The organism is Acinetobacter sp. N1-1, from assembly GCF_056711485.1.
Map to the genome: position 1 here is coordinate 2,116,885 of NZ_JBWXUO010000012.1, position 12,012 is coordinate 2,128,896.

Annotated in this window: 13 protein-coding genes; 8 read left to right on the top strand and 5 right to left on the bottom strand. The window is 36.9% G+C overall.

Annotated elements, in window-relative coordinates:
* Positions 1–43: 43 nt before the first annotated feature.
* Complete coding sequence (gene icd / locus AC1MPL_RS10525; protein WP_479765896.1) at positions 44–1,300, bottom strand: NADP-dependent isocitrate dehydrogenase; 1,257 nt, start codon at positions 1,298–1,300, stop codon at positions 44–46.
* A gap of 177 nt (positions 1,301–1,477) precedes the next feature.
* On the opposite strand from icd, the gene AC1MPL_RS10530 reads away from it, so the two are divergent.
* On the top strand, positions 1,478–2,236 hold the full coding sequence (locus tag AC1MPL_RS10530; protein ID WP_479765897.1) for a pseudouridine synthase: 759 nt from the start codon (positions 1,478–1,480) through the stop codon (positions 2,234–2,236).
* Positions 2,237–2,346: 110 nt separating this feature from the next.
* Positions 2,347–2,751 carry a hydroxyisourate hydrolase gene (gene uraH / locus AC1MPL_RS10535; RefSeq protein WP_479765899.1) on the top strand — a complete coding sequence of 135 codons (405 nt, stop codon included), beginning with the start codon at positions 2,347–2,349 and terminating at the stop codon, positions 2,749–2,751.
* Between the two features lie 37 nt (positions 2,752–2,788).
* Here the strand turns inward: uraH and AC1MPL_RS10540 are convergent, their stop codons facing one another.
* Complete coding sequence (locus AC1MPL_RS10540) at positions 2,789–4,489, bottom strand: M61 family metallopeptidase (RefSeq protein WP_479765901.1); 1,701 nt, start codon at positions 4,487–4,489, stop codon at positions 2,789–2,791.
* A 200-nt stretch (positions 4,490–4,689) separates the two neighbouring features.
* Here AC1MPL_RS10540 and AC1MPL_RS10545 point away from each other — a divergent pair, with 200 nt between their 5' ends.
* From AC1MPL_RS10545 to AC1MPL_RS10560, 4 genes are all read left to right on the top strand, one after another.
* The gene (locus tag AC1MPL_RS10545; RefSeq protein ID WP_479766219.1) at positions 4,690–5,955 is read left to right on the top strand and encodes a D-alanyl-D-alanine carboxypeptidase family protein; all 1,266 of its coding nucleotides are present in this window, start codon (positions 4,690–4,692) and stop codon (positions 5,953–5,955) included.
* A gap of 90 nt (positions 5,956–6,045) precedes the next feature.
* The gene (locus tag AC1MPL_RS10550) at positions 6,046–7,335 is read left to right on the top strand and encodes an NAD(P)/FAD-dependent oxidoreductase (RefSeq protein ID WP_479765903.1); all 1,290 of its coding nucleotides are present in this window, start codon (positions 6,046–6,048) and stop codon (positions 7,333–7,335) included.
* Positions 7,336–7,552: 217 nt separating this feature from the next.
* Entirely contained in the window at positions 7,553–8,035 is a 483-nt protein-coding gene (locus AC1MPL_RS10555; protein ID WP_479765905.1) for an FKBP-type peptidyl-prolyl cis-trans isomerase, read from the top strand.
* Between the two features lie 94 nt (positions 8,036–8,129).
* A complete protein-coding gene (locus tag AC1MPL_RS10560) occupies positions 8,130–8,483 on the top strand; it encodes a deoxyribodipyrimidine photo-lyase (protein ID WP_479766220.1) in 354 nt (117 codons plus the stop codon).
* On the opposite strand, the gene AC1MPL_RS10565 is transcribed toward AC1MPL_RS10560, so the two are convergent.
* Together AC1MPL_RS10565 and AC1MPL_RS10570 are read right to left on the bottom strand one after the other, a co-directional pair.
* Positions 8,401–9,000 (bottom strand): IS630 family transposase, encoded by a 600-nt coding sequence (locus tag AC1MPL_RS10565; protein ID WP_479766221.1) that lies wholly within the window; start codon positions 8,998–9,000, stop codon positions 8,401–8,403. The two genes, AC1MPL_RS10560 and AC1MPL_RS10565, sit on opposite strands and share 83 nt — an antisense overlap.
* Positions 8,883–9,239, bottom strand: coding sequence for an IS630 transposase-related protein (locus AC1MPL_RS10570; protein ID WP_479763665.1), 357 nt, complete (start codon positions 9,237–9,239; stop codon positions 8,883–8,885). Before AC1MPL_RS10570 ends, AC1MPL_RS10565 begins: the two co-directional genes overlap by 118 nt.
* A gap of 24 nt (positions 9,240–9,263) precedes the next feature.
* Here AC1MPL_RS10570 and AC1MPL_RS10575 point away from each other — a divergent pair, with 24 nt between their 5' ends.
* Positions 9,264–10,433, top strand: a complete 1,170-nt coding sequence (locus tag AC1MPL_RS10575) for a cryptochrome/photolyase family protein (RefSeq protein WP_479765906.1) — start codon at positions 9,264–9,266, stop codon at positions 10,431–10,433.
* 15 nt (positions 10,434–10,448) lie between these two features.
* Here AC1MPL_RS10575 and yaaA read toward each other — a convergent pair whose 3' ends face one another.
* The gene (gene yaaA, locus AC1MPL_RS10580) at positions 10,449–11,228 is read right to left on the bottom strand and encodes a peroxide stress protein YaaA (RefSeq protein ID WP_479765908.1); all 780 of its coding nucleotides are present in this window, start codon (positions 11,226–11,228) and stop codon (positions 10,449–10,451) included.
* Between the two features lie 127 nt (positions 11,229–11,355).
* Between yaaA and AC1MPL_RS10585 the strand changes: the two genes are divergently transcribed.
* Positions 11,356–11,985, top strand: coding sequence for an alpha/beta hydrolase (locus tag AC1MPL_RS10585; RefSeq protein ID WP_479765909.1), 630 nt, complete (start codon positions 11,356–11,358; stop codon positions 11,983–11,985).
* Positions 11,986–12,012: the final 27 nt, after the last annotated feature.

Below are 12,012 nucleotides of genomic sequence, written 5' to 3' on the forward strand. Positions count from 1 at the left end.
AAAGCTCTATCAAATGATAGAGCTTTTCAGACTTAATACAGATTTAAGCATCCATATTTTTTACAATTGCTTTACCAAATGCTGAACAACTGAGCAGTGTTGCCCCATCCATAAGACGTTCAAAGTCATAAGTCACTGTTTTATGAGCAATCGCGCCTGAAACACCTTTAATAATCAGATCGGCAGCTTCTGTCCATCCCATATCACGTAGCATCATTTCGGCAGATAAAATAATTGAACCAGGATTCACTTTATCTTGACCTGCATATTTTGGTGCAGTGCCATGCGTTGCTTCATAAACAGACACTGCATCACCAATATTTGCACCAGGTGCAATACCAATACCACCTACTTGTGCAGCCAATGCATCTGAAACATAGTCACCATTTAGGTTCAATGTTGCAATTACTGAGTACTCAGCAGGACGCATTAAAATTTGTTGTAAGAAGGCATCTGCAATAACATCTTTAATGATAATTTCTTTACCATTTTTTGGATTTTTAATACTTACCCATGGACCACCATCAATTAGCTCACCACCAAATGCTTCTTGTGCAAGCTCATAGCCCCACTCTTTAAAAGCACCTTCTGTGTATTTCATAATATTGCCTTTGTGCACTAACGTCACAGATGGCTTATCATTATCAATTGCAAACTGGATTGCTTTACGTACGAGACGCTGTGTACCTTCTTTCGATACAGGTTTAACACCAATACCACACCCTTCAGAGAAACGGATTTTTTTCACACCCATTTCTTCTTGCAGGAATTTAATAACTTTTTTCGCTTCGTCAGAGTCTGCTTTCCATTCAATACCTGCATAAATATCTTCAGAGTTTTCGCGGAAAATAGTCATATTTGTTTGTTCAGGATGCTTTACAGGTGAAGGTACACCTTCAAACCAACGCACTGGACGCGAACAAACATATAAGTCTAACTCTTGACGTAATGCTACATTTAATGAGCGAATACCACCGCCTACTGGTGTTGTTAATGGGCCTTTAATCGCAACAACAAAATCACGGATCGCGGCAAAAGTTTCTTCTGGCATATATGTACCATAGCTAGCATTTGCCTTCTCACCGCAGTATACTTCCATCCATTCAATAGAGCGTTCGCCACCGTAAGCCTTTTCTACTGCAGCATCAACAACCTCTTTCATGGCAGGTGTAATATCTATACCAATACCATCACCTTCAATAAAAGGAATGATTGGACGGTTTGGAACATTCCATGAACGGTCTGCATTTACGGTAATTTTGTCACCACTTGTTGGTACAACAATCTTTTCATAACCCATTTGCCAGGCTCCCTTTTATATTTGGCGAACTACATTATTGTCTTTCGAACAATTTTCATTTTTTTAAATGTGCCATCATTCTAAAGTAAATATACACAATATGTTATTTAGCTTAGAAATAATCTACATTTAAAAAATCAATACATATATACCATTCTTGTTAAAGCAGATATTCCCATGAAAATCACTGTACTGAATAAACCCTTTAATGTCCTCTCTCAATTTAGAGAGGATGAAAAGCACCCCACACTGGCTGAGTTTATTACAGACCCTGACTTGCGTGTATCTGGACGTCTTGACCGTGACTCAGAAGGTTTACTCATCCTTACAGATCAAGGTGGATTGAATCAGCTTATTACTCACCCCAAAAATAAACAACATAAAACCTACCTTGCTCAAGTAGAAGGTGAGTTTAGTGCGGAAGCAATTCAAAAACTGACCGCAGGCGTAGAGTTAAATGACGGTCCAACACGACCAGCTCAAGTCCGTATCATCGAAGAACCAACTTGGCTATGGGAAAGAAACCCACCTATTCGCTACCGTGCTAACATTCCAACTACATGGGTAGAAATTAAAATATCAGAAGGTCGTAACCGCCAAGTTCGTCGTATGACTGCTGCTGTTGGCTTTCCAACACTACGCCTTATTCGTACACAAATAGGTTCAGTTGATCTCATTGAACTTGGCTTACTCCCTGGAGAAAAACGCGCAATTGAGCCTTTGCTTTATCCTGAATACAAAGCAGTCATAGAAAAGCTTAAAGCACCAGCTAAAAAATCAGGGAAACGTGAAGATCCTAAAAAGAGAAAGCAAAATAAAAAGCGTGAAGAAGTTCTTGTTGAAATCTTTAAAACAGATGCTAAACGACCACGTCGTATTACCAATGGCACCACACGTCCAAACTTAAAGAAAGGTAGAGGTAGATCTAGAAAATAGTGATCACTTCCTTCATTTAGTCGTCTTATTTGTGAAGTTACATTTTCATATCGGCATTTTTTGCAAGAAACCGTATGATAGATTGTAAACCTAACTTATGTAGGATAACGATGAAGAAACTAATCACACTGATGACAGGGCTCATCTTTTCTCACATGGCTTTTGCAATTACACCAATTAGTGTACAAGTCACAAACCTTGAGACAGGTGGCCCTGCAACACAAATGAATGTTGAACTTGAAGCTCAACAAAATAATACATGGACAAAAATTGGTGAAGGTACAACAGATGACAAAGGTCATTTAGATACACTTTACCCAAGTACAAAAACAACGCTAGACAAAGGCATTTATAAAATTACATTTAAAACAGGTGATTGGTTTAAAAATAAGAATCAGCGTGCTTTCTACACTGAAATTCCGATCGTATTTGTGATTGATGGTAGTACAGACCACTATCAAATTCCTCTCACAATTAGCCAATATGGTTATTCCACATATAAATCGGCTGATTAGTAAAAGAGGCATAGCTCTTTCTATGCCTCTTTATACATTAAGACAACCAGCTTTTGACTTTTTGCTCATCTACAACAGTAAGTTTCACTGTGTTTAAATCTACTTTTTGCCCTTCTATAGATAAACATAGCAGTTCATCACGTCTAAACAGATGCAATTCTAATGCTTCTTGTTGCTGTGAATAGCTTATCAATTTCTGATCAGTAGCTTTAATACCATCAATAGCAATAATCACATCATGTGCAGATACACCAGCGTGGGCAGCAGCACTATCACGGCGCACTTGCTGAACAACAACCCCTTCAGGTTTTTCAATAGTTTTTATACCAAATGGTAAGCTTTTTTCTGCTTCTAGTTTATAAGAAACCCCTACACTCGATAATAACTCTTCAATTGGCAGCTCTTCTGTCGTATGAATAAGGAAGCTCAAACGTTCTGTCCAATCTTCGCCTGTTAATTTTTGACATAATTCAAAAATAGTCTTCTCATTGACTTGCTTACCTTGCTGTGCATTCTCATACAAACAGCGCATCACAGCATCTAAACTAGACCCATAATTCCTTAAGCTTAAGTCTAAGCATAGTGCAACCAAAGCACCTTTATTATAGTAGCTTGTACCTGCATTATTCGTATTTTCATCAGGTCTATAAAATTTAATCCATGTATCGAAACTCGACTCTGTCACAGACTGAATATAGCGCCCCGGATTCTGTAAATAACGGTCAATTTGAGCCTTTAACAGTTTTAAATAACTATCCTGAGAAATCACACCACTGCGTAACAAAATAAGATCATCGTAATACGACGTAAATCCTTCAAAAATCCATAGTAAAGAAGTATAACCCTCTTTATTTAAATCATAATTTGTAAAATTTTCAGGGCGAATAAATTTCACTAACCAAGAATGAAAATATTCGTGACTACAAAGCCCAAGAAAGCGTTGATACGCTGCTGAAGGCTCCTCTGGTTCATTCATCTTGGGCAAATCATCACGTGGGGTTATTAAACTTGTCGAATTCGGATGCTCCAACCCACCATAACTATTGCCTGTAGCAATCGTCATAAAAACATAATTTTGAAATGGTGCTGAGCCAAACATTTGAATTTCAGTTCGGCAAATTTTTTCTATATCTTGTTGCAAACGCGTTAAATTCGTTGAGTGTTTGCCTGAAAGCACAAATTCATGTGGAATATTTTCGACATTAAATACAAAGCGGTCTTGCTCTGCTAGCTCAAAAGGACTATCTATTAACTGCATATAGTCTTTTGCATAAAGCGTATGTCTACCCGATACTAAACTCTTTGTTTTTAAACCTGTCGCAAGTGAAAAATGTTTTAGTGCTTCAGGAACAAAAACCTCAACTTCACAGGCAACATCTTCTTGTTTTTCTAGACCTAAACATACACATGCTGGATTGATATACAAACGTTGCTGATCGACATATGCACCACGTACAGACAAATCATATGCATAAACATCATATTCAACGGTTATTAATTCATGATCGGTATTATGTAAACGCCATTTATTCTTTTCAAATTTTGTTATTGTTAAGTTACGACCAGCCTCATCATATGCTTTTACAGACTCAATATGTTTGGCAAATTCACGGACTAAATAACTACCAGGAATCCAAGTAGGTATCCATAAAACCTGAGATGGATTTGCCAAAAAACGTAATGTTACATGAATAAGGTGTTGTTTATAATCGTCAAATTCTATTTGATAGTGCAACATAAGTCAGAATTCTAATCCTAATCTCGCTTAGCAAGGGTTTAGCTTAGCATTTTTTTATTCTAAGATCGCATACTTCGTACGGATTCTATATACATACCTAAATTTTAATTCTTTTTAAGTTTTATATAGTATTTTTCCACCTCTAGCTCATCCTTAAGGCGGCTCTTTTGAAACGTTTCACCCTGCTCCTCACAAGTTTCATGGCATTACTATGCACAACAACTATACATGCCAGTGTTCTAACAATTAATCCAGACTCTGTCGAAGCCGCTTCATGGATTATCTATGATCCACAGTCTAAACAAACTTTAGCTGAACATAACAGTCATGCACAACGTGCTCCTGCATCTTTAACTAAAATGATGGTTGCTTACCTTACGCTCAAAGCAATTCAAGAAGGTAAACTTAAAACAACAGATGTCATTACCGCATCAAATGTCGTCCATATTGTTCAACCAGATGAATCTCAGATGTTCTTACGTCAAGGACAACAGATTACTATAGACCAACTTTTAAGTGGCCTCATCGTTATGTCTGCCAATGATGCTGCTGTAACACTTGCACAGCAATTAGGTGGAGACATTCCCCATTTCGTGGAAATGATGAATAATGAAGCCAAAGCACTCGGAATGACAGATACTCACTTTACCAACCCTGCTGGTATCACTATGGATGGTCATTATGCATCTGCTGCAGATTTAGCCAAGCTTGCAAACATACTCATACAACAATATCCACAATATTTATATTACTCTAAACAAACGAGTTACTCATGGAATGGGCATACTCACCATGCAACCAACATTCTACTTAAACAAGATCCTACTGTTGACGGTTTAAAAACAGGCTATACAGCAGCCGCAGGCTATAACCTTGCACTGACTGCAAAAAGACCAACGGTTAATACACAACTTCCCGAGCGTCGTCTTATTGTCGTTGTTATGGGTACAAAAAGTGCTTATAAACGCGCAGAAGTTGCTTATGAGCTCATGAACATGGCGTTTAACTATACACGTGATGAAGTCGCAATTAAGGCTAACCAACCAATTGCCCAATTTCCTGTTATTGAAGGAAAACAGAATACATTTACTTTAAAGGCGAATAGCACAAAGATCATCACAACATCATTATATGACTCAAACAGCCCAATAAATATGAAAAATTTTAGCAATACCAGTGGCTTAATTAGTATAGACAGCCAAACTATTGCACCATTACAGGACACAAAAACACAGCTATCAATACAACTTGATCAAAAACAACTCACTGCGCCATTAAATCAGGAAATGAACCTTGCAAATGTTAAAGTTTTCCAAAATAATCAATTAATTGAAGATTTTCCATTGTCAGCAAAAGTTGAACTAGAACGTGCCAATTTCTTTGAACGTTTTATTCATTGGTTAAAGCATATTTTGCCGTTCTTCTCTGATAATACTGCGGAAACTATCGTTTATCCGATCAAATAAACGATAATCGTTTACATTTATTAAAAGATGACATTTAATAACCTTAAGATGTCATCTTTTATCATTCAAGCATAAAGGCAAACGCAAGTTATGAGTAAGGCGCTACACCGTATTGTTATCGTTGGTGGAGGAGCTGGGGGCTTAGAGTTAGCAACACAACTCGGAGATACTCTTGGTAAACACCAGAAAGCACAGATCATCTTAATTGACCGATCTTTATCTCATATTTGGAAGCCTCTTCTCCATGAAATTGCGGCTGGTACGCTTAATCCTCATGCTGAAGAAACCAACTATTTTGCTCATGCAAAAAAACACAATTATCAATTTATTCTAGGTCAATTTGAAACTATAGACCGTGAACAGAAAAAGATTCAAATTAGCACCCCTCAAATTTCTGAAAAGTATTGTCAAGATGGCTATACAGAAATCAACTACGATACACTGGTGATGGCGATTGGCTCTCGCTGTAACGACTTTAATACCAAAGGCGTTCGTGACAACTGCTATTTCTTAGATAACAGAGAACAAGCAGAAATCTTCCAGCAAGACTTATTCCACCTTTATTTAAATGCACAAAATCGTCAAACCGTATCTGCACTTAATATTGCAATTATTGGTGCGGGTGCAACAGGTGTTGAACTTGCTGCTGAACTTATTGATGCTAAAGAAAACTTTCATCAATATGGTTTAAATAAAATTGATCCAAAGCTAGTAAAGATTACGCTAATTGAAGCAACTCAGCGTATCTTGCCTGCTTTGTCTGAAGCTATTTCAGCACAAACACAAAAAACTTTAGAGAAAATGGGAATTGAAGTACTTACTAATCATAAAGTAAGTGAAGTCACTGCCGACTCTATTATTTTTGCAGATGGAAAAACAATTCCTGCAAGTATGAAAGTATGGGCAGCAGGTGTTAAAGCACCAGAAGTTTTAGAACAGTTCAGCAACTTTGAAAAAGATAGAATTAACCGTCTTAAGGTATACGCAACACTTCAAACGATGACTGATCCAAACATTTTTGCATTTGGCGATTGTGCACACTGCCAACCTGATGCAAAAGAACCACCTTTAGGCCCGAGGGCACAAGTTGCAAGCCAACAAGCGACTTTCTTAACCCAAGCACTTGCTGCACGGTTACGTGGTGCACAGCTTCCAATGTTCAGCTTTACAGACAAAGGCTCTTTAGTTTCTCTAAGTCGCCACAAAGCTATAGGACAAATTTTGGGACAAGTAAAAGTTCATGGCGCACTTGCACGCTCTATGTATGCATCTTTATACCGCATTCATCAAGCAAATGTTCATGGTTATGGTCAAGCTGGTTTAATGATGACAAAAGATTTTGTAACTCGCCGAGTTGGCCCAAAAATCAAACTGTACTAATTTTTAAGTGAAATTTTACAACCTATGTGGTTAATATTCATTTAAAAAACATAGGTTGTACACTTTTAGATCATAGTTTCATTGATTTTTTATATATGACCCTCATACTATTAAAGTAAATGAGCAATACTTCTTTATAAATAAAATATGGCAAACCTTGTAAAGTTGCTGTTTTTATGTTGAGGTATTTACTTAAAACACAAATTGGATAGACAATATGACTGCTATTGCAAATAACAACGTGGTTTCATTCCACTACACACTAACAAATGCTGAGGGTGAAACACTTGATAAATCTCAAGGTGAACCACTTACATATTTGCACGGTGCAGGTAACATTATTCCTGGTCTAGAAAAAGCTTTAGAAGGTAAAGTTGCTGGTGATAAATTCAAAATCACTGTACCTGCTTCTGAAGGTTATGGCGAATACAACCCAGATTTAGTACAGCAAGTTCCTGCTCAAATGTTCCAAGGCGTTGAAAAAATTGAGCCTGGTATGCAATTCCAAGCACAAACAGATGACGGTGTACAAATCGTTACTGTAAAAGGTGTTGAAGGCGATACAGTTCTTGTAGATGCGAACTTCCCACTTGCTGGTCAAGACTTAACATTTGATGTTGAAGTTGCAGACGTACGTGAAGCAACTGAAGAAGAAATTGAGCACGGTCATGTACATGGTGCAGGCGGTCACCAACACTAAGTTGGTTTCTTCTAAAAAGCAAAGCGCAAGCTTTGCTTTTTTTATTTATATCCACATAAAATATATCAACCCACCTTTTTCCAATAAAATAAAAATGACTAGACACTTATTTTGGTTTCGTCAAGACCTACGCTTAAATGACAATGTAGGCTTATGGCATGCAACTCAAAATAGCCAAGATTGCATTGCTCTCGCCATTATTTCTCCACAACAGTGGCATAGCCATGACGATGCACCAAGCAAAATTTATCTCTATTTACGCCAACTTCAAAATCTTCAAACCGAGTTAGAACGGCTAAATATTCCCTTAATTATAAAAACCACTCCATGGTGGGATAATATCCCTACATATATAGTCAAACAATCTAATTACTCATACAGACATGAAAAAACATCTGAAAGAGTCGATCAATACAATCCTCTTGCCATTCTTTTCTCTTTTTCTTAATCCATGCCCATGTCTTTTCAATGGAATTCAAATCAGGACTATAAGGCGGTAACCATAAAATATGATGCCCATGATGTTCTAGTAACTCCTGTGTGTCTGCTCGTTTGTGAAACGTCGCATTATCCATCACAATGATGCTGTGTCTAGGTAATTCAGGAATAAGAAAATGCTCTACCCAGAAATGGAATACATCTGAATTAATTTTACAATTGAATAGCCCAACGCTAAACAACTTATTTTCATACAATGCACCAATGGCATTGGTCTGATTATTTAATTGCCAATTAAATAATCCATAACATGGTGCTCCTTTAGGAGAGTAACCATGAGGTCGATAATCGTGTGATTTAAACCCACTTTCATCAAGATAAACAATGGGATGCTTTTTTTGAAGATGATCTAAAGCTTTGGTGAATGCGGATCTGAGGGATTCTTTTGCTTGTGGATGGCGTAAGGTCTTTTTTTCACTGTGATTCCTAAACGTTTTAATGCATAACCAATAGATGCAGCTGAGCAGGAAAAGCGTACAGCACGCTCATATTGATAATCATCTGGATATTTCTCAACATCAGCACGTAGTGCATCATCCTCAATTTTAAAAGGTTTCCGTGGGCGAGTTCTTTTAACCTCAATTCTTTTTTTCCAACTCAAAATTGTATTTTTATCAATCTCAAATTGTGTCGATACCGCTCGTATGGAATGTCCTTCCTCAAGCTTCGCTATAACTTTTCGTCTAAAATGTTCTGAATAACTCATTTCCATATTGTCTTATATTTTTGATTGTTTGACTATATCTCATCGCTCTGTCAAAAGTTAAATATTGATACCGTCTACGCAAACACCGAATTAGCATTCAATGAGCAACAACGAGATAGTCAAGTCAGAATGGATTTGGCTAAATTTAAAAAGAGCTTCCACCTATTTGAAGACAGAACACTATTTCCAACACAAAGTATTCGCAATCAATCTGGCGAACCATATAAAGTATTTACAGCTTTTAAAAAGACATGCTATGAACGACTCAGCATCTCTATACCTAGATGCTATCCACTACCTAAGAGCCAAACCAAAGTAGATCTCAGTAATATTGAAAATGAATCTATTACAGACCTCATTTCTAACTTTAAGCATGATAAAACTCATCTTGCATTCCAATTAGAGATCAGTGAAAAAATAGCACAAAAAAAATTACATAAGTTTATAAAATATAAAATAAGCCATTATGATGAAAAAAGAGATATTCCCTCTATAGATGGTACAAGCCAGTTATCGCCTTATCTTAACATTGGTACTATTTCTGTACGCCAATGTTTAGAAGAAATACTCAAAGAAAATGACTACATCTTTTCAATCAAAAACAAAGGTCAACAAACATGGATAGATGAACTTTTATGGCGTGAATTCTATCAACATGTTATGGTGGATTTCCCACATATATGTAAACACCTACCATTTAAAAAAGAAACACAAAAAATTAAATGGAGAAACAGCTTAGAAGACCTAAAAAAATGGCAAAATGGAGAAACAGGGTTTCCTATAGTCGACGCAGGTATGCGCCAGCTAAAAGAAACGGGATGGATGCACAATCGGGTAAGAATGATTTGTGCAATGTTTTTAAGTAAGAACTTACTGATAGATTGGCGTATTGGCGAAAAGTGGTTTATGCAACATCTACTAGATGGTGATTTTTCTGCTAATAACGGAGGTTGGCAGTGGTCAGCTTCTACAGGTACAGATGCTGTTCCCTATTTTAGAATTTTTAACCCAATCACACAATCACAACGCTTTGACCCGACAGGTGAATATATTCGAAAATGGATACCTGAGCTTCGACATCTAGATAATAAGCAGATACATGCACCCAAGTTGCAGGTATCTGGCTACCCTCAACCTATTGTAGATTTAAAGGCAAGTCGTGAACGTGCTTTATCTGCATTTAAAAATCTTTAAAAAATGTGAGTAGTTCTATCTACTCACCTCATCTCTTTTAAATATAAGTTCTTTTTGGCTTGAATTATCTACATCAAAATAATATCCATCAACATTAAATGATTTCAGACCTTCGACTTGATCAATCTTATTTTCCAACATAAAGCGTGCCATGAGACCACGTGCTTTTTTTGCATAAAAGCTAATGACTTTATATTGTCCATTCTTCTGATCAAGAAATACAGGTTTAATAATATCTGCCTGCACTTTTGCTGTTTTGACTGCTTTAAAATATTCGTCTGAAGCAACATTTAACAAAAGTTTAGCATTTGCATTTTCTAAGTCTTGATTAATGACTTGTGTAATACGATCGCCCCAAAACTGATACAAATTCGCACCACGATCATTTACTAATCGTGTACCCATTTCCAAGCGATAAGGCATCATTAAATCAAATGGGCGTAATAGACCATACAACCCTGAAAGCATTCTAAAATGAGTTTGTGCATAAGAAAGATCTGTATCCGATAAACTATATGCATCTAGACCTGTATAGACATCTCCTTTAAACGCAAAAATTGCTTGTCGAGCATTAGAAAAATCAAAATCTTTTTGCCAATCTCTAAATCGCTCTACATTCAATTGAGCTATTTTTTCACTTACACTCATTAAACTTGCAACTTGTGATGCTGAAAGCTGACGACAAACATCAATCAATTTTTCAGACTGCTCAAGTAACCTTGGTTGTGTAAATTGATCTGTTGGTAAATATGTTTCGTAGTCTAATGTTTTTGCTGGGGAAACAAGCGCTAGCATTGTAGATCCTAATCATTATTTTCTATGATATAACTATAACAGTACGTTATTTTGAAAGCCAATTTGTGTTTTTAATGACAATTATCGGTATCATAAGCCTTTCTTTTTAAACACACATAAAAAGTTTATGACAGATACAATCTTTTTAGATGGCCCCGTAGGTAAAATCGAAGTATTTGTAGACTATCCAGAAGGTACTGCAAAAGGATTTGCCGTTGTATGTCACCCTCACCCATTGCAAGGCGGTACGCCCCATCATAAAGTCCCTGCACTTATGGCACAAATTTTAAAAGAACGTGGCTGTGTCGTCTATCGTCCAAGCTTTAGAGGTTCAGGACAAAGTGAAGGTATTCACGATGAGGGATTTAGTGAAACAGAAGATATTCTATTCGTCATTAAATATGCTCGCCAGCAAAACCCCAACTTACGCTTTTTTGCAGGAGGCTTTAGTTTTGGCGCACATGTTATGGCAAAAGCTTATCATACACTCAATGAACAGCTACGCCCTGAACAACTCATCTTGTGTGGCTTACCAACAGCAACAGTTCAAGGCTTAAGACATTACAAAACCCCAGAAATTAGCGGTGATATCTTGCTAATTCATGGTGAGGCCGATGATGTAACTTTACTTTCTGATGCTATTGCGTGGGCAAAGCCACAAAAACATGCAATTACTATTTTCCCTGGTGCCAACCATTTCTTTACAGGCTACCTAAAGCAAATACGTACAGCAATGCAACGATACATTCAATTATAAATAAAAAAGACCAAAATTTGGTCTTTT

Excerpts from the sequence above, each read along its gene's own strand:
- yaaA (WP_479765908.1), bottom strand. The coding sequence starts at position 11,228 with ATGCTAGCGCTTGTTTCCCCAGCAAAAACATTAGACTACGAAACATAT.
- AC1MPL_RS10550 (WP_479765903.1), top strand. The coding sequence starts at position 6,046 with ATGAGTAAGGCGCTACACCGTATTGTTATCGTTGGTGGAGGAGCTGGG.
- icd (WP_479765896.1), bottom strand. The coding sequence starts at position 1,300 with ATGGGTTATGAAAAGATTGTTGTACCAACAAGTGGTGACAAAATTACC.
- AC1MPL_RS10585 (WP_479765909.1), top strand. The coding sequence starts at position 11,356 with ATGACAGATACAATCTTTTTAGATGGCCCCGTAGGTAAAATCGAAGTA.
- AC1MPL_RS10570 (WP_479763665.1), bottom strand. The coding sequence starts at position 9,239 with ATGAGTTATTCAGAACATTTTAGACGAAAAGTTATAGCGAAGCTTGAG.
- AC1MPL_RS10545 (WP_479766219.1), top strand. The coding sequence starts at position 4,690 with ATGGCATTACTATGCACAACAACTATACATGCCAGTGTTCTAACAATT.
- AC1MPL_RS10555 (WP_479765905.1), top strand. The coding sequence starts at position 7,553 with ATGACTGCTATTGCAAATAACAACGTGGTTTCATTCCACTACACACTA.
- uraH (WP_479765899.1), top strand. The coding sequence starts at position 2,347 with ATGAAGAAACTAATCACACTGATGACAGGGCTCATCTTTTCTCACATG.
- AC1MPL_RS10530 (WP_479765897.1), top strand. The coding sequence starts at position 1,478 with ATGAAAATCACTGTACTGAATAAACCCTTTAATGTCCTCTCTCAATTT.
- AC1MPL_RS10540 (WP_479765901.1), bottom strand. The coding sequence starts at position 4,489 with ATGTTGCACTATCAAATAGAATTTGACGATTATAAACAACACCTTATT.
- AC1MPL_RS10560 (WP_479766220.1), top strand. The coding sequence starts at position 8,130 with ATGACTAGACACTTATTTTGGTTTCGTCAAGACCTACGCTTAAATGAC.